At 74.3% G+C, this 18,200-nt stretch carries 19 protein-coding genes and 1 tRNA gene; 12 read left to right on the plus strand and 8 right to left on the minus strand.

Translation table 11 applies throughout. The annotated features are described in order from the left end of the window. Nucleotides 1–19 precede the first annotated feature (19 nt). From LQU92_RS06290 to LQU92_RS06300, 3 genes are all read left to right on the plus strand, one after another. Nucleotides 20–1,429, plus strand: a complete 1,410-nt coding sequence (locus LQU92_RS06290; protein WP_101852819.1) for an NAD(P)/FAD-dependent oxidoreductase — start codon at nucleotides 20–22, stop codon at nucleotides 1,427–1,429. 68 nt (nucleotides 1,430–1,497) lie between these two features. Then, a tRNA-Leu gene (locus tag LQU92_RS06295) sits at nucleotides 1,498–1,571 on the plus strand. 518 nt (nucleotides 1,572–2,089) lie between these two features. Beyond that, nucleotides 2,090–2,962, plus strand: coding sequence for a Bax inhibitor-1/YccA family protein (locus LQU92_RS06300; protein ID WP_230779027.1), 873 nt, complete (start codon nucleotides 2,090–2,092; stop codon nucleotides 2,960–2,962). A gap of 98 nt (nucleotides 2,963–3,060) precedes the next feature. On the opposite strand, the gene LQU92_RS06305 is transcribed toward LQU92_RS06300, so the two are convergent. Continuing rightward, complete coding sequence (locus tag LQU92_RS06305; RefSeq protein WP_230779030.1) at nucleotides 3,061–3,663, minus strand: hypothetical protein; 603 nt, start codon at nucleotides 3,661–3,663, stop codon at nucleotides 3,061–3,063. A 73-nt stretch (nucleotides 3,664–3,736) separates the two neighbouring features. Here LQU92_RS06305 and LQU92_RS06310 point away from each other — a divergent pair, with 73 nt between their 5' ends. Beyond that, complete coding sequence (locus LQU92_RS06310) at nucleotides 3,737–5,071, plus strand: AI-2E family transporter (RefSeq protein ID WP_230779033.1); 1,335 nt, start codon at nucleotides 3,737–3,739, stop codon at nucleotides 5,069–5,071. A 100-nt stretch (nucleotides 5,072–5,171) separates the two neighbouring features. After that, nucleotides 5,172–6,419 (plus strand): threonine ammonia-lyase, encoded by a 1,248-nt coding sequence (ilvA, locus tag LQU92_RS06315; protein WP_058858262.1) that lies wholly within the window; start codon nucleotides 5,172–5,174, stop codon nucleotides 6,417–6,419. Between the two features lie 87 nt (nucleotides 6,420–6,506). Here ilvA and LQU92_RS06320 read toward each other — a convergent pair whose 3' ends face one another. From LQU92_RS06320 to LQU92_RS06330, 3 genes are all read right to left on the minus strand, one after another. After that, entirely contained in the window at nucleotides 6,507–6,716 is a 210-nt protein-coding gene (locus tag LQU92_RS06320) for a hypothetical protein (protein WP_101852815.1), read from the minus strand. Between the two features lie 7 nt (nucleotides 6,717–6,723). Continuing rightward, on the minus strand, nucleotides 6,724–7,227 hold the full coding sequence (greA, locus tag LQU92_RS06325) for a transcription elongation factor GreA (protein ID WP_101852814.1): 504 nt from the start codon (nucleotides 7,225–7,227) through the stop codon (nucleotides 6,724–6,726). 249 nt (nucleotides 7,228–7,476) lie between these two features. Next, nucleotides 7,477–7,917: a DUF4307 domain-containing protein gene (locus tag LQU92_RS06330; RefSeq protein WP_101852813.1), complete on the minus strand. Its 441-nt coding sequence runs from the start codon at nucleotides 7,915–7,917 to the stop codon at nucleotides 7,477–7,479. Between the two features lie 238 nt (nucleotides 7,918–8,155). On the opposite strand from LQU92_RS06330, the gene mca reads away from it, so the two are divergent. After that, nucleotides 8,156–9,034, plus strand: a complete 879-nt coding sequence (gene mca / locus LQU92_RS06335; protein ID WP_058859787.1) for a mycothiol conjugate amidase Mca — start codon at nucleotides 8,156–8,158, stop codon at nucleotides 9,032–9,034. A gap of 7 nt (nucleotides 9,035–9,041) precedes the next feature. Next, on the plus strand, nucleotides 9,042–9,416 hold the full coding sequence (locus LQU92_RS06340) for a hypothetical protein (protein ID WP_230779036.1): 375 nt from the start codon (nucleotides 9,042–9,044) through the stop codon (nucleotides 9,414–9,416). Nucleotides 9,417–9,444: 28 nt separating this feature from the next. Here LQU92_RS06340 and LQU92_RS06345 read toward each other — a convergent pair whose 3' ends face one another. Beyond that, entirely contained in the window at nucleotides 9,445–10,149 is a 705-nt protein-coding gene (locus LQU92_RS06345; protein ID WP_058858267.1) for a hemolysin III family protein, read from the minus strand. A gap of 181 nt (nucleotides 10,150–10,330) precedes the next feature. Between LQU92_RS06345 and LQU92_RS06350 the strand changes: the two genes are divergently transcribed. The 4 genes from LQU92_RS06350 (at nucleotide 10,331) to LQU92_RS06365 (ending at nucleotide 13,829) form a co-directional block, all read left to right on the plus strand. Continuing rightward, nucleotides 10,331–11,092, plus strand: coding sequence for an isoprenyl transferase (locus LQU92_RS06350; RefSeq protein WP_058858268.1), 762 nt, complete (start codon nucleotides 10,331–10,333; stop codon nucleotides 11,090–11,092). Between the two features lie 186 nt (nucleotides 11,093–11,278). After that, a complete protein-coding gene (locus LQU92_RS06355) occupies nucleotides 11,279–12,649 on the plus strand; it encodes a PhoH family protein (protein ID WP_101852810.1) in 1,371 nt (456 codons plus the stop codon). A gap of 58 nt (nucleotides 12,650–12,707) precedes the next feature. Beyond that, the gene (locus tag LQU92_RS06360) at nucleotides 12,708–13,232 is read left to right on the plus strand and encodes a peptidase A24 (RefSeq protein ID WP_058858270.1); all 525 of its coding nucleotides are present in this window, start codon (nucleotides 12,708–12,710) and stop codon (nucleotides 13,230–13,232) included. A 126-nt stretch (nucleotides 13,233–13,358) separates the two neighbouring features. Next, nucleotides 13,359–13,829: an NUDIX domain-containing protein gene (locus LQU92_RS06365; RefSeq protein ID WP_058858271.1), complete on the plus strand. Its 471-nt coding sequence runs from the start codon at nucleotides 13,359–13,361 to the stop codon at nucleotides 13,827–13,829. A gap of 124 nt (nucleotides 13,830–13,953) precedes the next feature. Here LQU92_RS06365 and LQU92_RS06370 read toward each other — a convergent pair whose 3' ends face one another. From LQU92_RS06370 to LQU92_RS06380, 3 genes are all read right to left on the minus strand, one after another. Beyond that, the gene (locus LQU92_RS06370) at nucleotides 13,954–15,387 is read right to left on the minus strand and encodes a class II fumarate hydratase (RefSeq protein WP_101852808.1); all 1,434 of its coding nucleotides are present in this window, start codon (nucleotides 15,385–15,387) and stop codon (nucleotides 13,954–13,956) included. Between the two features lie 73 nt (nucleotides 15,388–15,460). Beyond that, nucleotides 15,461–16,165, minus strand: coding sequence for a carbonic anhydrase (locus tag LQU92_RS06375; protein ID WP_101852807.1), 705 nt, complete (start codon nucleotides 16,163–16,165; stop codon nucleotides 15,461–15,463). Next, complete coding sequence (locus LQU92_RS06380; RefSeq protein ID WP_230779039.1) at nucleotides 16,162–16,851, minus strand: DUF4245 domain-containing protein; 690 nt, start codon at nucleotides 16,849–16,851, stop codon at nucleotides 16,162–16,164. The genes LQU92_RS06375 and LQU92_RS06380 overlap by 4 nt, the downstream gene beginning before the upstream one ends. A 259-nt stretch (nucleotides 16,852–17,110) precedes the next feature. On the opposite strand from LQU92_RS06380, the gene glpX reads away from it, so the two are divergent. Further along, a complete protein-coding gene (glpX, locus tag LQU92_RS06385) occupies nucleotides 17,111–18,058 on the plus strand; it encodes a class II fructose-bisphosphatase (RefSeq protein WP_101852805.1) in 948 nt (315 codons plus the stop codon). Nucleotides 18,059–18,200: the final 142 nt, after the last annotated feature.

Here is an 18,200-nt window from a genome sequence, read left to right on the forward strand (position 1 = left end):
TCCGACTAGACTCGGGGGCATGTCTTTCACTCAACTGGCCAAGGACCGTCCGCGCCTTCTGATCGTCGGCGGCGGCTACGTCGGCTTCACCGTCGCGCAGGAGCTGCAGAAGCGGATCAAGGACTCCGGCGGGGTCGTCACCGTGGTGGACCCCAACCCGTACATGATGTACCTGCCCTTCCTCCCCGAGGTGGCCGGCGGCAACGTCTCGGCCCGCAGCGCCGTGGTGCCCCACCGCCAGCACCTCAAGGACAGCGAGATCGTGACCGGTCACGTGCTGGGCGTCGACCACGCCTCCCGCACCGCGACCGTCAAGGGCATCGACGAGGGCGAGACCTTCGAGCTGGCCTACGACGAGATCGTCATCGCCGGCGGCTCGGTGACCCGCGCCTTCCCGATCGAGGGGCTCGCCGAGAACGGCATCGGCCTCAAGACCATCGAGGAGGCCGTCGCCGTGCGCAACTGGGTCCTCGAGCGCATCGAGGTCGCCTCCCTGACCTCCGACGAGGCGGAGAAGCGCCGCGCGCTGACCTTCGTGGTCGTCGGCGGCGGCTACGCCGGCACCGAGACCATCGCCGAGATCGAGGACATGGCCCGCAGCGCCGTCGAGCGCAACGAGCGGCTGCAGGTCTCCGACCTGCGCTTCGTGCTGATCGAGGCCATGGGCCGGATCATGCCCGAGGTCTCCGAGGAGCGCGCCGAGAAGGTCGTGGAGCACCTGCGCGGCCGCGGCATCGAGGTGCTGCTCAACACCTCGCTGGACTCCGCCGTGGACAAGCACCTGAAGCTGATCAACATGCAGGACAAGTCCCCGGCCGGCGAGTTCGACACCGACACGCTGATCTGGACCGCCGGCGTGCAGGCGAACCCGCTCGTGAAGAACACCGACTTCCCCCTCGACCAGCGCGGCCGCGTCCGCACCGGGGCGGACCTGCGGATCACCGGCGACGACGGGCCCCTCGAGGGCGCCTGGGCCGCCGGCGACGTCGCCGCCGTGCCGGACCTCACCGGCGGGGGAGTGGGCGGGTTCTGCGTGCCCAACGCCCAGCACGCCGTGCGCCAGGCGCACCAGATGGCCAAGAACATCCTGGCCGCCCGCGCCGGCAAGCCGCTCGAGGACTACTACCACGAGAACCTCGGGGCGGTCGCCGGGCTGGGCCTGTACAAGGGCGTGGCCAGCATCAAGGGCCTCCCCGGCCTGCCCGCGAAGGGCCTGGAGTTCTCCGGGCCGGCCGCCTGGGCGATGCACCGGCTCTACCACGGCTACGCGATCCCCACCCTGGACCGCAAGGCCCGCGTGTTCACCGAGTGGGCGCTGAACTTCGTGTTCGGCCGCGACACCACCTCGCTGCGCCACACCCGGGACCCGCGCACCCGCTTCCAGACGGCCGCCGGCAAGGCGCCCGAGCCGCGCAAGGTCGGTCTCTGACCGGACCCCTCCCGGACCGGCCGGTCCCGCCGCGGGCGATCCCCGCGGCGGGACCGGCCGCCGGTGCGGCCCCCATAGCCCAATCGGCAGAGGCAGCGGACTTAAAATCCGCTCAGTCTGGGTTCGAGTCCCAGTGGGGGCACGTCGAGCACGCCCGGCGCCACCGCGCCGGCGCGAGCGGGGCGTCCGCGACGGCGGTGCGCGCGAGAACCGGGGCGGGCCGGAGCGAGGACGTCCTGACGGACGTGCGGACGGCCTGACGGAGAAGGAGCGCCACCGTGCGGGACGGGCGGGCGCTCGCCGGGGCCGGGACAGCCCCCCAGCCGTCCCGGCCCCGACACTGCACCCGTGCCGTCCGCCGACCCCCCGTCGGCGCTGCGGCATCGGTGCGCGATCCGCTGAGCGGATCCACGGGTTGCCCCGTGACAAGCACTGTCGCCCATCGCGCCGCCGCTGTCCACGGTCGGGCGCAATGTTGCCTCCCGGGTGCGACACAAAGCATTGCGACCGTGAATCCGGGTCCCGCCGGCGCCGCCCCCGCCGGGAGGCACCGGGACTGCTCGCCCACGGCGCAATCCCAGCTTCTCTCATGCTTCCGTGATGCAGCCGTTGCTAGGCTGGCCGTACAACACGTGCCACAGCGCCAGGGAAGGACCACACATGGCCGGCGGAAACCCGCTCCTCCGCGATTTCTCGAGGACGGGCGCACAGGGCGCCCAGCCCTCGACCCCCCAGTACGGACAGAGCCCCTACGGGGCCGGCTACGGCCGCCCCCAGCCCGGCTACGGACAGTACGGCCAGGGCGGCTACGCGCCCTCGCCCCAGAACCTCGACGCCCTCTACAACGCCCCCGCGGCCGGGACGAACCAGACCGGGCGGATGACCTACGACGACGTCATCATGCGCACGGCCACGGTGCTCGGCGCCGTGATCCTCGGCGCGCTCGCCGGCTGGGCGTTCCCCGTGCTGGTGCTGCCGGGCCTCGTCGTCGGCCTGGTCCTCGGTCTGGTCAACGCCTTCAAGCGCCAGCCCTCGCCCGCGCTGATCCTCGCCTACGGACTGTTCGAGGGGATGTTCCTCGGCGGCATCTCGCGCGCCTTCGAGGGCATGTACCCCGGCATCGTCGTGCAGGCGGTGCTGGGCACGATCGCCGTGTTCGTCTCGGTGCTGGTGCTCTTCCGCTCCGGCAAGCTGCGCGCCTCCGGGCGGGCCACGCGCATCTTCATGGTCGCGCTCATGGCCTACGCCCTGTTCGGGCTGGTGAACCTGGGTGCGGTGCTGCTGTTCGGCTTCAACATCCGCACCGACAGCCCGCTGGGGCCCTGGCTGGGCCTGGCCATCGGCGCGATCGCGATCCTCCTGGCGGCCTACAGCTTCGTGCTCGACTTCGAGAACATCAAGCACGGCGTGGCCACCGGCGTGCCGCAGAAGATGGCGTGGTCTGCGGCGTTCGGCCTGACCGTGACGCTGGTGTGGACCTACATCGAGATCCTGCGCATCCTCGCGATCATCCGTGAGATGACCTCCGAGTGACCCCGCGCTGAACGCCGCCGCGCCGCAGCGGCGCAGCGGCGCACGCCACGGCCCGGCACCCCCAGGGGTGCCGGGCCGTGGCGCGTCCGGGGGGGGGCTCAGCGGTAGCTGACCGGCGGGTCGGCGGGAGGCAGGGTCGCCGTGAACTCCGCGGCCGCGGCCCGTGGCGGGCGGCCCACGAACAGCCAGCCCAGGACCTGCTCGTGCTCGGCGAGGTCGTAGAACGCGCGCACGGGCTCCTGGTCGGCCCCGTCGCGGGCGGCCCACCGCGTGCCCCACCCGGCGGCCCAGAACGCCGCCTCGAGCAGGGGCCGGATCCCGTGCGCGGCGGCCTTCTGCTCCTTGACCGGAACGTCGGCGGACTCGACGGGGCTGAACACCACGGCGCAGCACAGCCCGCCCGTGGACGCCCACGCGAGCGTTCCGCGGAACGCCGCGAGCCGGCGCAGCTGCTTGCCCTTGAGCCGGGGGAGGGGCCGGTGCATCTCGGGCACGCGCGTGAGCCCGGCCATCGCCGCCGCGAGCTCCGCGGCCGAGCGGCGGGTCGTCACGACCACCCGCCACCCCGGACCGGGACCGCCCCGGGCGGTCCCGGCGACGGCGCGCAGCACCTCCTCGAGCTCCGCGCGGGGCGGGGCGTCCGGGGTCAGGGCGGGGGCCTGACGGCGCTGGCCGAGGATCCTGAGGAAGGTGCGCGACATGCCCCCCAGTCTCGCACCGGGACGCACCCCGCGGGCGCCGCGGGCGGCGGCGGGCTCGTGGGAGGATGGCACCATGCCATCGACCTCGCCCGGCGCGCAGCCGCCCGCGATCCCCGAGCGCACCCCCGAGCTGCCGCCGCTGCACGGCAACGCCGCCGGCGGCGTGACCGTGCCCGTGCGCGTGGCCGCCGCCTGGTCCTGGCGGCTGATCATCATCCTGGCCGCCGTGGGCCTGGTCGGGTGGATGCTCTCGCGCGTCACGGTCGTGATCATCCCGGTGCTCGTGGCGGGGCTGCTCGCGGGCCTGCTGTTCCCGGTGGTCAAGTGGCTGCGCGGCCGGCACGTGCCCGCGGGCGCGGCCTCCGGGCTGACGGTGCTCGGGCTGATCGCGTTCGTGGGCGGGCTGCTCGTGGTCGCCGGCCGCCAGATCGTCCTGGGCTTCGCCCAGCTCTCCGACTCCGTGGTGGTCGGCACCCAGCAGCTGCTGGGATGGCTCGAGGACGGGCCGCTGAACATCAGCGCCGACATGCTCAACGAGTGGATCGACGAGCTCGGGGCCACGGTCCAGGACAACAGCCAGGCGATCCTCTCCGGGGCGATGTCCTTCGGCTCGACCGCCGGGAACCTGCTGACCGGGCTGATCATCCTGCTGTTCACGCTGCTGTTCTTCCTCATGGACGGCGAGCGGATCTGGCTGTTCCTGGTGCGGCTCTTCCCCGTCAGCGCCCGGCGGGCCGTCAACGGCGCCGGCCGGCAGGGCTGGCGCTCCCTCGTGCAGTACGCCCGGATCCAGGGGTTCGTGGCCTTCGTGGACGCCGTGGGCATCGGGCTGAGCGCCTTCTTCCTCGGCGTCCCGCTGGCCCTGCCCATCGGCATCCTGGTCTTCCTGGGCTCCTTCATCCCCATCGTGGGTGCGGTGATCACGGGGGCCGTGGCGGTGCTCGTGGCCCTGGTCGCCAACGGCTTCACCAACGCCCTGATCATGCTGGCCTTCGTGCTGCTGGTCCAGCAGATCGAGTCCAACGTGCTCCAGCCCCTGGTGATGGGCAAGGCCGTCTCCCTCCACCCGCTCGCCGTGTTCCTCGCGGTGGCCACCGGCTCGGTGCTCTTCGGCATCACGGGCGCGCTGTTCGCGGTGCCCCTGATGGCCGCGCTCAACACCGTGCTGCGCTACCTGGTCGGGCAGCACTGGCGCACCGACGACGAGATCGCCTGGCAGCCCTACTACTTCCCCTGGGAGATCAAGAAGCACGCCCGGCGCAACGAGCTCAGCCGCGAGCAGGTCATGGAGCAGCTCCAGCGCTTCCGCCGCACCCGCGCCAAGGAGCGGCTGCAGGCGGCCCTCAAGCGCCGCCCCCGCTCGGAGCGGGGCGCCGGCGGCCCGGGCCGGTCCGGGCGCACCGACTAGGATGGGACCCGCGCCCGCCGCCGGCGGGCGCGCTCCGTGCCCCGGTCCGTCCCGCCCGGCCGGGACGCGCCCCACCCCGCACCGCACCGGAAGGACCGCCGTGAGCCTGGCCGATCTGCCCGTCCGCCTCGCCGACGTCGAGGATGCCGCCGCCCTGCTCGAGGGCGTGATCGAGCGGACGCCCATGGCCCACTCCAGGGCGCTGTCCGCGCTGATCGGCTCCGAGGTGAACCTGAAGGCGGAGAACCTGCAGCGCTCCGGGTCCTTCAAGGTCCGCGGCGCCTACGCCCGGATGGCGAAGCTGACTCCCGAGGAGAAGGCCCGCGGCGTCGTGGCGGCCTCCGCGGGCAACCACGCCCAGGGCGTGGCCCTGGCCGCCGACCGGCTCGGGATCACCGCCAGGATCTACATGCCCCTGGGGGCCGCGCTGCCCAAGATCGCCGCGACCCAGGACCACGGGGCGGAGGTGATCCTGCACGGATCGGCCGTGGACGAGGCGCTCGTCGAGGCCCAGCGCCACGCCGAGGAGACCGGCGCCGTGTTCGTCCACCCCTTCGACCACCCCGACATCGTGGCCGGGCAGGGCACCCTGGGCCTCGAGATCCTCGACCAGGTCCCCGAGGTCGACACCGTCATCACCGGGGTGGGCGGCGGCGGGCTGCTCGCCGGGCTCGCGGTCGCGGTCAAGGCGCGCGCCGAGCAGCTCGGGCGCCCGATCCGCGTGATCGGCGTGCAGGCCGAGAACGCCGCGGCCTACCCGCCCTCGCTCGCCGGCGACGCCCTGGTGACCCTCGAGCGGGTCTCCACGATGGCCGACGGCATCGCCGTGGGCAAGCCCGGGCAGCTGCCGTTCAGCATCATCAAGGAGCTCGCCGACGACGTCGTGACCGTCTCCGAGGACGCCCTCGCCCAGGCGCTGATCTTCCTGCTGGAGCGCAACAAGCTCGTGGTGGAGCCCGCGGGCGCGGTGGGCGTGGCCGCGCTGCTGGACGGGCGGCTGCAGCAGGCCCACCCCGACCTGGGCAACACCGTGGTGCTGCTCTCCGGGGGCAACATCGACCCGATGCTCATGCTGAAGGTCATCCAGCGGGGCCTCTCGGCGGCCGGGCGCTACATGACCATCCGGATGATGCTCGTGGACCGTCCCGGCGAGCTGGCCCTGATCTCCCGGATCATCTCCGAGCGGGACGCCAACGTCACCGGCGTGGACCACACCCGCATCGGCGGGTCGCTGAGCATGGGCGACGTCTCCATCACCATCGACATGGAGACCAAGGGCCACGAGCACTGCCGGGAGGTCCTGCGCGCCCTCGAGGCGGAGGGCTACCACCCCGTCGTCGTGCACTGAGCCCCTCCGTTCCGCCCCGGACGGGGACGACGACGGCGCCGGAGCCCCTGCTGGGGCTCCGGCGCCGTCGTCGCGGCAGCGGCGGGCTCAGCCGCGGCCGCGCCCGGAGACCCAGGCCGCGAAGGCGCAGACGAACGTCGCGAACAGCGCGACGTTGCGCGCGCTGCCGGGCTCGCCCGCGGCCGGGTCCCCCCGGCCGGCGAGGTGCAGCAGGACCGTCGCCACCGCGAGGACCGCGGTGAGGACGATCAGCGCCCACGAGGCCGGGCCCGGGTCGCGCAGCCAGTGGGAGGTCACCGCCGGATCAGGCCTGGAACGGCGTGGCGGAGATGATCCGCACCGGGATCTGCTTGCCGTTGGGGGCCGCGTAGGTCAGCTCGTCGCCGACCTTGTGCCCGGAGATGGCCGCGCCCATGGGCGACTTCTCCGAGAACACCTCGAGCTCGGTGCCGCCGGCCAGGTCCTCGGCGACCTCGCGGGAGCCGATCAGGAAGGTCATCTCCTCGCCGGCGATCTCGGCGGTGACGACCATGCCGGCCTCCACGACGCCGTCGTCGGCCGGGGCCTCCCCGACCTGCGCGTTCTCGAGCAGCGCCTTGAGGTGGGCGATGCGGCCCTCGTTCTTGCCCTGCTCCTCGCGGGCGGCGTGGTAGCCGCCGTTCTCCTTGAGGTCGCCCTCGGAGCGGGCCTGGTCGATGCGCTCCACGATCTCCTGGCGGTAGGGGCCGGAGATGTAGTCGAGCTCCTTCTTCAGGCGGTCGTAGGCCTCCTGGGTCAGCCAGGCGCCGGTCTTGTTCGTGGTGGTCACTGTCTCTCCTCGGTGGACGGTCGGTCCGCCGCGCCCGGTCGGTCCGGGGCGCGCGGCGGGCCCGGCGCGGTGCGGCGGGTCGCTCGCACCGGGGCGGGGGATCCCCGCGAACACGAAGACCCCGCCCGTGCGCCGGCCGGTCCGGTGCGGACGGTGCCGGCGCTGCAGGGGCGGGGAGTCCTCCCCCCAGTCTAGGCGGGGCCCCGACGGGGCCAAAAGCAGGGTGACGGTTGTGTCGTCGCCCTGCGCTCAGGCCGCGCCCCCGCGCTCGTCGATCCAGCAGGAGTCGACGACGGCGGTGGTCGCGAGGTTGGTGGTGCGCAGCTCGGCCCGGTGGGAGCTGGTCCGTCCCTCGTGCAGCTGCTCCTCCGGCAGCGCACCGACGGTCACCTCGGTCCAGCCGACCACGGCGTACTCCTCGTTGAGGGCCTGCACCGCGCAGGTCACGACGTCGTCGGGGTGCTTGGTGAGGTCGAAGTCGGCGGTGGCCCGGGCCTCGGAGAGCACCTGGAAGCCGACGTCCTTGAACGTGGGCTGGCGCTGCTGACCGCCGAGCACCCACACGGCGAAGGCCGCCGCGAGCAGGGAGGCGGCGGCGACCAGGGCGATCCAGCCGCGGCGGCCGATCCGGCGGTCGCGGCGCGGGGCGCCGTAGCGGCTCCGGAGCAGGTCGGGGGAGTCGGTGGACACGGGCGGCCTCGGTCGGATCTCGGGGGCGGTCGGGGCGGGAGCGCGCGGCTCCGCGGCGGGCGGGGCACCGTCCCTCCGGGGCGGCACCGCACCGGTCACTGTAGCCGAGCACCCTGGGAGGCGCCCGGGCACGGAGGCCCCGCCCGGGCGCGTAAAATGGACGGCGGCCGTGCCCGCGGCCGCCGTCCCGCCGCCCCGTCCGCTCCCGAGAGGACCCCGAGTGACCTCCCTGTCAGAGATGCGCCTGCTGGCCGTCCACGCCCACCCCGACGACGAGTCGAGCAAGGGTGCCGCGACCATGGCCCACTACGTCCAGCAGGGCGTCGAGGTCATGGTCGCCACGTGCACCGGCGGGGAGCGCGGCTCGATCCTCAACGCCGAGATGGAGGGCCACCCCCACGCCGAGCGCGACCTCACGGGCCTGCGCCGGCTCGAGATGGCCCGTGCCCGGGAGTCCCTCGGGGTCCGGCACCGGTGGCTGGGCTTCGCCGACTCCGGCCTGCCCGAGGGCGACCCGCTGCCGCCGCTGCCCTGGGGCTGCTTCGCCCTGCAGCCCCTCGAGCGGGCGGCCGCCCCGCTCGTGCGGCTCGTGCGCGAGTTCCGCCCGCACGTGATCCTCACCTACGACGAGAACGGCGGCTACCCGCACCCCGACCACATCCAGACCCACAACGTCTCCGTGGAGGCCTTCCGCGCCGCCGGGGACCCGCAGCGCTACCCGGGCCTGGGCGAGCCGTGGACGCCGCTGAAGCTCTACTACGACCGGGCCTTCAACCTCGAGCGCTTCGTGGCCCTGCACGAGGCCCTCGAGGAGCGCGGGCTGCAGTCCCCGTACGCGGCCCGCATCGCCGCCTGGCAGGAGAGCGACCCGGAGGGCCACCGCCCGCCCGTGGCCCGGCACGAGACCACGACGAAGGTCGAGTGCCCCCACACCTTCGCCCAGCGCGACGACGCGCTGCGCGCCCACCGCACCCAGGTGGCCCCGGACGGGATGTTCTTCGCCGTCTCCGCGGAGCTGCAGGCCGAGGTGTGGCCCTGGGAGGACTACGTGCTGGCCGAGTCCCGGGTGCCCGTGGAGCTGCCCGAGTCCGACCTCTTCGCCGGGATCGGGGGCTGAGGCCCCGATGAGCGCCGTGCCGGCCGTGCTCTCCGCCCTGCTCCCCGCCATGGGCCCCAACCCCATCGACGAGGGCACCCTGCGGCCCGGGCTGGACCCGAGCCAGGTGACCCCCGGGATGATCGGCTTCCTGATGTCGCTGCTGCTGGCGGTGGCGGTCATCCTGCTCGCGCTCGACTTCAACCGCCGCAACCGGCGGCTGCGCTACCGGGCGGAGTACGCCGAGCGCCGCGCCGCCGAGGAGCGGGTCGGCGGCCACGCGGGCACGGGCGGGGAGCCCGCGGCGGCGGCCGGGGAGGATCCCGCCGCCGGGCGCGGGGACGCCCCCGGGCCGTCCCCGGCCGCGGAGCGGCCCGGCGAGGGCACCGACCGGGAGCGCTGAGTCCCGGCGCGGTTCTGCGCGCCGGGGCTCAGCGGGCGAGCATCGCCACGAGGATCGCGGCGTAGTGGAGCAGGAAGCCCACGACCGTGCACGCGTGGAAGAGCTCGTGGAAGCTGAAGGTCCGCGGCAGCAGCCGGGGCCGCTTCGTGGCGTAGGCGAGCGCGCCGCCGATGTAGGCGGCCCCGCCGGCGGCCGTGAGCACCGCCGCGGCGGGGGAGGCCTGCCAGAACTGGGGCAGGTAGAGCACGGCGAGGCAGCCCAGCACCACGTACAGGGGCGTGTAGAGCCACCGCGGGGCGAGCGTCCACAGCACCCGGAAGGCCACGAGCCCGGCCGCGCACGCCCAGATGACGGTGAGCAGCACCCGGGAGGAGCCGGCGGGCAGCAGGGCGACCGCGAGCGGGGTGTAGGTGCCCGCGATCAGCAGCGCGATGTTGGAGTGGTCCAGCCGGCGCAGGACCATGTGCAGCCGCCGCGGCCAGTACGCCCGGTGGTAGATCGCCGACACGCCGAAGAGCAGGATGCCGGTCACCCCGTACAGGGCGGCCGCGACCCGCAGCACGGCGGTGGGGGCCAGGGCGATGGCCACGAGGCCGAGGACGACGACGACGGGCGTGAAGCCGGCGTGGATCCACCCGCGCCAGGCGGGCTTGCGCTCCAGGAAGTCCTCGATCCGCTCCTCGACGGCGTGCTCGAGGCGCTCGGCCGCGCGGCGGGGTCCGCGGTGGTCCATGGGTGCGCTGCTCCTCCCGTGCGGACGGCACCGGTGCGCGCGCCGACCCGGTGTCGGCCGCCCGGGGCGCCCACCGGGTAGTTTAGGACCGGTCCCCGGACGCGCGCTGGGCGCGGGCCCCCACCCCGCCCGGCAGGCCCCGCTGCCCGGGACCCACCACGACACCACGGGAGGAGACCGCATGGCGAGGCCGCACCCGCTCTACCGCTTCTACGAGCGCCGCCTCGCCGCGGGCCTGGACCGCCGGCGCCTGCCCAAGCACGTCGGCGTCCTCGTGGACGGCAACCGCCGGTGGGCCCGGCAGAGCGGGACGAGCACCGAGGCCGGCCACGCGGCCGGGGCGCAGAAGATCGTCGAGTTCCTCGGCTGGTGCCACGAGCTCGGGATCGAGGTCGTGACCCTCTACATCCTCTCGACCGAGAACCTCAAGCGCCCGGCCGCCGAGCTGGAGCCGCTGCTGGGGATCATCTCCGACCTCATGGACACCCTCACCGAGCAGGGCGTCTACCGCGTCCAGCCGGTGGGCGCGCTCGAGCTGCTGCCGCCGCGGCTGGCGGCCTGCCTCGAGGACCTCGTGGAGCGCACGGCGGGCAACCCGGGCCCGCACCTGAACATCGCGGTCGGCTACGGCGGGCGCCAGGAGATCGTCGACGCCGTGCGGGAGGTGCTCACCGATGCCCTCGAGGCCGGGGCGGACCTGCGGGAGCTGGCCCAGCACCTGTCCGTGGAGCACATCTCCGAGCACCTCTACACCCGCGGCCAGCCCGACCCGGACCTGCTGATCCGCACCTCCGGCGAGCAGCGGCTCTCCGGGTTCCTGATGTGGCAGTCGGCCTACAGCGAGTACTACTTCTGCGAGGCGCTGTGGCCGGACTTCCGGCGGGTGGACTTCCTGCGCGCCCTGCGCGACTACGCCTCCCGCCAGCGCCGCTTCGGCTGCTGAGGCCCCCGCGCGGCCGGGCCCGGACGCGCGGGCCCGGCGGTGCCGCCGCCCGTGCGGCCACCGGTGCCGTCACCGGCATTTTCCCTCGCGTTCGCCGTTTTTCCTCGCGCGGCCCCGCCCGCCTGCGTACGTTGGCAGTGGGCGGACGGCGCGGGCCGGCCGCCGGACCGAGAAGGAGAAGCCACCATGAGCATCACCGAGAAGCCGGAGCGCGTCGTCGAGGTCCTGGCCCCGCTGGACGCCGGGGGCGGGTCGGCCCGGACGGGGGTGCGCTCCTACGTCGTCGACACCTCGGTGCTGCTCGCGGACCCCCGGGCCCTGCTGCGCTTCGCCGAGCACGAGGTCGTGCTGCCGGTCGTGGTGATCACCGAGCTCGAGGGCAAGCGCCACGACCCCGAGCTCGGCTACTTCGCCCGCCACGCGCTGCGGCTGCTCGACGACCTGCGGGTCGAGCACGGCGGGCTGAACCGGCCCGTGCCGCTCGGGGACCAGGGCGGGAGCCTCGTGGTGGAGCTCAACCACGTCTCGGACACCGTCCTGCCCGTGAGCTTCCGGCTCAAGGACAACGACTCCCTGATCCTGGCCGTGGCCCTGAGCCTCGCCAACGAGGGCAAGGACGTGTGCATCGTCTCGAAGGACCTGCCGATGCGGGTCAAGGCCTCCGCCCTGGGCCTGGAGGCCGAGGAGTACCGGGCCGAGTGGGTCGGCTCCGACGTCGAGTGGTCCGGGACCGCCGCGCTGGAGGTCCCCGACGACGTCGTGGACCGGCTCTACGGCGGCGAGGCCGTCGTGGTCCCGGGCGCCGAGGGGCTGCCGGCCAACACGGGCCTGACCCTGCACTCCGTGCGCGGCAGCGCCCTGGCCCGGGTCCGCGCCGACGGGGCCGCCCGGGTGGTGCGCGGGGACCGGGACGTCTTCGGGGTGCACGGGCGCTCCGCCGAGCAGCGGCTCGCGATCGACCTCCTGCTGGACCCCGAGGTGGGCATCGTGTCGCTGGGCGGGCGCGCCGGCACCGGCAAGTCCGCCCTGGCGCTGTGCGCGGGCCTGGAGACGGTGATGGAGCGCCGCGAGCACCGCAAGGTCATGGTCTTCCGCCCCCTCTACGCGGTGGGCGGCCAGGAGCTCGGCTACCTGCCCGGCTCCGAGGAGGAGAAGATGAACCCGTGGGGCCAGGCCGTCTTCGACACCCTCGGGGCGCTGGTCTCGCAGGAGGTCGTCGAGGAGGTGCTCGACCGCGGAATGCTCGAGGTCCTGCCGCTCACCCACATCCGCGGCCGGTCCCTGCACGACGCGTTCGTGATCGTCGACGAGGCGCAGTCGCTCGAGAAGAACGTGCTGCTCACGGTGCTCTCGCGCATCGGGCAGAACTCGAAGGTCGTCCTCACCCACGACGTCGCCCAGCGCGACAACCTGCGGGTGGGCCGCCACGACGGGGTCACCGCCGTGGTCGAGGCGCTCAAGGGCCACCCCCTGTTCGGGCACGTGACCCTCACCCGCTCGGAGCGCTCGCCGATCGCGGCGCTGGTCACCGAGGTGCTCGGGGACCTGGACGCCTGAGCCCCCGGGGCGGGGCGTCCACAGCCCGTCCCGCCCCGGCCGGGCCGGTGCGGCTACGATGCCGTCCGTGACGGCCTTCCTCGGTGAGCAGTTCGCCCGCGGCGACGCCGCGGGCTGGGCCGCCGGGGTCCTGGCCGCGGCGGCCTTCGCGCTGCTGGCCGGGGCCGGGGTGTGGCTGGGGGCGGTCGACGTGCGCGAGCACCGCCTCCCGGGGCGGGTCGTGCGCCCGCTCTACCCGGCCTGCGGGCTGCCGCTGGCCGCGGCGGCGGTGCTGGGCGGGGAGCCCGTGCGCCTGCTGTGGATGCTGTGGGGCCTCGTGCTGGTGGGCGGGGCCTACGTCCTGCTGCGGCTGCTGAGCCCGGCGGGCCTGGGCCTGGGCGACGTGCGGCTGTCGGGGCTGCTGGGGCTGTGCCTGGGCTTCGTCTCCGTGGGCCACGCCGTGCTCGGCGCGCTGGCCGGCTTCGTGGCGGGCGGGCTGGCCGCCGCGGTGCTGCTGGTGGCGGGACGGGCCGGGCCGCGGACGCGGATCGCGTTCGGCCCGGCCATGCTCGCCGGCGCCCTCGCGGTGCTCGTGCTCGGGTGAGCGCCCCGCCCGGACCGGCCCCGGCCTGCCGTCCGGTCCGCTGCCGCCGGGCTGGTTGAATGGGGGCGGCCCGTTGCCCGGGCCCCGGTCCCCGGACCGGCCGGTGCGAGCAGACCAGGAGGCCCCGTGCCCGTCCCCGACTTCGTCCTCGCCCTGCGCGAGAGGATCGGCCACGACCTGCTGTGGCTGCCGGCCGTCACCGCCGTGGTGCTGCGCGAGGACGGCCGGGTGCTGCTGGCCCGCCGCGCCGACAACGGCAACTGGGGGCTGGTCAGCGGGATCGTGGAGCCGGGCGAGCAGCCGGCGGCCACCGCGGTGCGGGAGTGCCTCGAGGAGACCGGCGTCGTCGCCGTCGTCGAGGATCTCGTGCAGGTCGGCGCGGGGGAGCCGGTGCAGTACCCCAACGGGGACCGCTGCCAGTTCCTCGACCACACCTTCCGCTGCCGGTGGGTGTCGGGGCAGGCGCGGGTGGCCGACGACGAGTCGCTCGAGGTCGGCTGGTACGACCCGCAGGACACGCCCCCGCTGCCGCCGCACCAGCGCGCCCGGCTCGAGGCCGCCCTGTCCTTCACGGGCCGCACCCGCTTCGTCTCCTGAGGCCGCCCCCGGACCCCGCCGGTTACGGACCACGCCGGTGACGGACGGCGCCGGGGGCGGCGCCGTGCCCGGGTGCGGTGGGCACCCCGGCCGGCGCCGCCCCCGGCGGCGGTGCGGTCCCTGATCAGGCGTTGGGGCCCGTCATGGTGGTGACGTCCAGGGCCTCGTCGAGCTGCTGCTCGGTGAGCGAGCCGTCCTCCACGTAGCCCAGGGCGATCGTGGCCTCGCGCACGGTCATCTTGTTCGCCACGGCGTGCTTGGCGATCTTCGCGGCCGCCTCGTAGCCGATGGCCTTGTTCAGCGGGGTCACGATCGAGGGGGAGGCCTCGGCCAGGAAGCGGCAGCGCTCCGTGTTGGCCTCGATGCCGTCGATCATCTTCTCCGCCATCACGCGGGAGGAGTTGGCGAGCAGGCGGATCGACTCGAGCAGCGCCGAGGCCATCACCGGGATGCCCACGTTGAGCTCGAACGCGCCGTTGGTGGAGGACAGGGACACGGTGGTGTCGTTGCCGATCACCTGGGCGCAGACCTGGATCGTGGACTCGCAGATCACGGGGTTGACCTTCCCCGGCATGATCGAGGAGCCCGGCTGCAGGTCCGGGATGAGGATCTCGCCCAGGCCGGTGTTCGGGCCGGAGCCCATCCAGCGCAGGTCGTTGTTGATCTTCATGTAGCTGTAGGCGACCGTGCGCAGCTGCCCGGAGGCCTCCACGAGGCCGTCGCGGTTGGCCTGGGCCTCGAAGTGGTTGCGGGCCTCGGTGATCGGCAGCCCCGTCTCCTCGGCGAGCAGCTCGATCACGCGCGCGGAGAAGCCGGCCGGGGTGTTGATCCCGGTGCCCACCGCGGTCCCGCCCAGGGGCACCTCGGCCACGCGCGGCAGCGCGGACTGCACGCGCTCGATGCCGTAGCGCACCTGCGCGGCGTAGCCGCCGAACTCCTGGCCCAGGGTGACGGGGGTGGCGTCCATCAGGTGCGTGCGCCCGGACTTCACGACGTCCTTGAACTCGGCGGCCTTGCGCTCGAGGGACTCCGCGAGCTGCGTCATCGCCGGCACGAGCTCGTTGACCAGGGCGCCGGTGACGGCGACGTGCACGGAGGTCGGGAAGACGTCGTTGGAGGACTGGGAGGCGTTGACGTGGTCGTTGGGGTGGACCTCGGTGCCGGTGCCCTCGAGGGCGCGGTTGGCGAGGGTCGCCAGCACCTCGTTGGTGTTCATGTTCGAGGAGGTCCCCGACCCGGTCTGGAAGACGTCGATCGGGAAGTGCTCGTCGTAGGCGCCGGTGGCGACCTGGTCGGCGGCCTCCGCGATCGCCCGGGCGCGCTCCTCGTCGAGCACCCCCAGCTCCGCGTTGGCCCTGGCGGCGGCCTTCTTGATCTGCGCCAGCGCGACGATGTGCTGGGGCTCCAGGGTCCGGCCGGAGATCGGGAAGTTCTCGACGGCGCGCTGCGTCTGGGCACGGTAGAGGGCGTTCGCGGGGACGCGGACCTCGCCCATCGTGTCGTGCTCGATGCGGTACTCGGTGTGCTCTGCGGTCGTTGCAGACGTGGTGTTTGCCATGGCGCCAGTCTAGGTCAGCGCGCCGCGGGCCCGGGCACGGGGACGCCGTGGCCGGGCCCGCGGAGGGGCGGGCTCAGGCGGAGGGCAGCCAGGTCCCGTGGCCGTGGACGAGCTCGGCCTCGCCGTCCTGCAGGTGGTAGAAGACGCCGACGACGGCGACCTCCCCGCGCGAGACGGCGTCGTTGATCACCCGGGACTGCTCCAGCAGCCGCCCGGAGGTCTGCTTCGTGTGCTCGACCACCGCCGCGTTGACGTCGTCGTGGCCGTCGCGGCGGGTCTGCAGCACGGAGGGCATGATCCGCTCGATGAGGTCGCGCTGGAAGCCGCGGGGCATGTCCCCCGAGTGCGCGGTCGCGTGCGTGGCGGTCACGGCCCCGCAGGAGTCGTGGCCCAGGACCATGATCAGCGGGGTGTGCAGGTTCTCCACCGCGTACTCGATGGTCCCCAGCACGGCGTCGTCGATGACCTGCCCGGCGGTGCGCACCACGAAGGCGTCGCCCAGGCCCAGGTCGAAGATGATCTCGGCGGCCAGCCGGGAGTCGGAGCAGCCGAAGATCACCGCGAACGGGTGCTGCCCGCCGGCCACGGACCGGCGCCGGGACGCGTCCTGGTTCGGGTGCCGGGACTCCCCGGCGACGAAGCGGGCGTTGCCCTCGCGCAGGCGCTGCCACGCGGCGGCCGGCGTGGTGGGGGCGGGCTCCGCGCGCGGCGCGGGGCTCTGCGGGCGCTGCGGCGCGGTGCCGCCGTCCGGCGCGGGGGTGGTGGGCTGGTCCGTCATGGTCCCTCCGGGGTCTCGGGTGCGGTCGGGTCGGGTGCGGGGGTCTCGGGGGCCGCGGCGAGCGCCTCGACGGCGGCGGCGGCCAGGTGGTCCAGCTCGGCGCGCTCGGCGTCGCCCTTGACCACGAGGGTCGAGCCGGCGGCCTCGCCGGTGTAGACGGTCAGCGCCCCGGCGTCGTCGGAGGCCTCCCGGACGTGGACGTCCCAGCGCGCGCCGCCGGCGTCCGCGGTCCCCGTGACCGGCAGGGTCTCGGCCTGCTGGGCCAGCCAGGTGGGGTTGGCCAGGGAGGTCTGGACGAGCTCCACGAAGCGGCCCCCCGGGGTGACCCAGCCGATCTCCCAGTAGGGCACGCCCTCGGCGGCCCCGCCGTTCCAGCGGGCGTAGTTGGCCGTCCACTCCTCGCCGGGCTCGGGCACCACCGGGGGGAACGGCGACTGGTCGGCGACGTAGGAGGCCTCCTGGGCGACGTCGACGTCGGGGCGGTACGGCTCGCCGTCCGGGCGGGGCTGCAGCCACACGAGGGGCAGCACCAGCAGCAGGAGCACGGCCATGGAGATGATCATGCCCTGGACGGGGGCGTTGATCCGCTTCGCCTGCTTCGGCGTGATCTGCGGCAGCGGGCGGGCGTCGTCGTCGTGGTCCCGGTCGGTCCGGGCGGCGGGGCGGTCGGGGGTCGGGGAGCTCACCGCACCATTGTGCCCCGGATCCGGGGGTGCCCGTGCCCGCCCGTCCCCGCCGCGGGCGGTCCCGGCCCGGGCGGGCGCACCGGCAGGGCGCCGGGGCGGGCGGGGCCCCGGACGATATGCTGGCGGGGACGGGACCGCGTCCGCGGCCGAACCGGACCGCGGCGTCCCGCGAACCGTGAACTCGAAGGTGAGGAACAACGTGGCCGAAGCATCCACCGCACCAGCCCCCGCGTCCAACGTGGCCGACCGGAACCTGGCCATGGAGCTGGTCCGCACGACCGAGGCGGCGGCGATCGCCGGCGGCCAGTGGGTCGGGGCCGGGGACAAGAACGCGGCCGACGGCGCCGCGGTCGACGCCATGCGCTCGCTGCTCTCGACCGTGCACTTCAACGGCACCGTGGTCATCGGGGAGGGCGAGAAGGACGAGGCGCCGATGCTGTTCAACGGAGAGCAGGTCGGCGACGGCTCCGGGCCCGCCTCCGACGTCGCGGTCGACCCGATCGACGGCACCCGCCTCACCGCGCTGGGGATGAACAACGCCCTGGCCGTCATCGCCGTGGCCGACGGCGGGTCGATGTTCGACCCCTCGGCCGTGTTCTACATGGACAAGCTCGTGGTCGGGCCCGAGGCCGCGGACTTCGTGGACCTGCGCCTGCCGGTCAAGCAGAACCTGCACCTCGTGGCCCGGGCCAAGGGCGTCCACGTCAACCAGCTCACCGTGTGCGTCCTGGACCGGCCCCGCCACCAGCGCCTCGTCGACGAGATCCGCGCCACCGGCGCCCGCACCCGGATGATCCTCGACGGCGACGTCGCCGGCGCGATCGCGGCCTGCCGCGAGGGCACCGGCGTGGACGTCATGATGGGCATCGGCGGCACCCCGGAGGGGATCGTCACCGCGTGCGCCGTGAAGGCCACCGGCGGGATCATCCAGGGCCGGCTGGCCCCCACCGACGACGACGAGAAGCAGAAGGCGCTCGACGCCGGGCTGGACCTCGACGCCGTGCTGAGCACCGACGACCTCGTCACCTCGGACAACTGCTTCTTCGCCGCGACCGGCATCACCGACGGCGACCTGCTGCGCGGGGTGCGCTACCGCGGCCAGCGGGTCACCACGCAGTCGATCGTGATGCGCTCGCGCTCGGGCACGGTGCGCATGGTCGAGGCCGAGCACCTGGCCTCCAAGTGGGAGAAGTACGCCCGCCGCTGAGCCGCCCCGGCACCCGCTGCGCACGAGGGCCCCCGGACCGCACGGTCCGGGGGCCCTCGCACGCCCGTGCCCGGTGGCGCGCCCGTGCCCGGTGGCGCCCGTGTCCGGTGCGGTTCGTGCCCCGCGCCGCCCGTTCGCGGTG

This window comes from Kocuria sp. LUK, assembly GCF_021012935.1.
GTDB classification, from domain to species: domain Bacteria; phylum Actinomycetota; class Actinomycetes; order Actinomycetales; family Micrococcaceae; genus Kocuria; species Kocuria flava.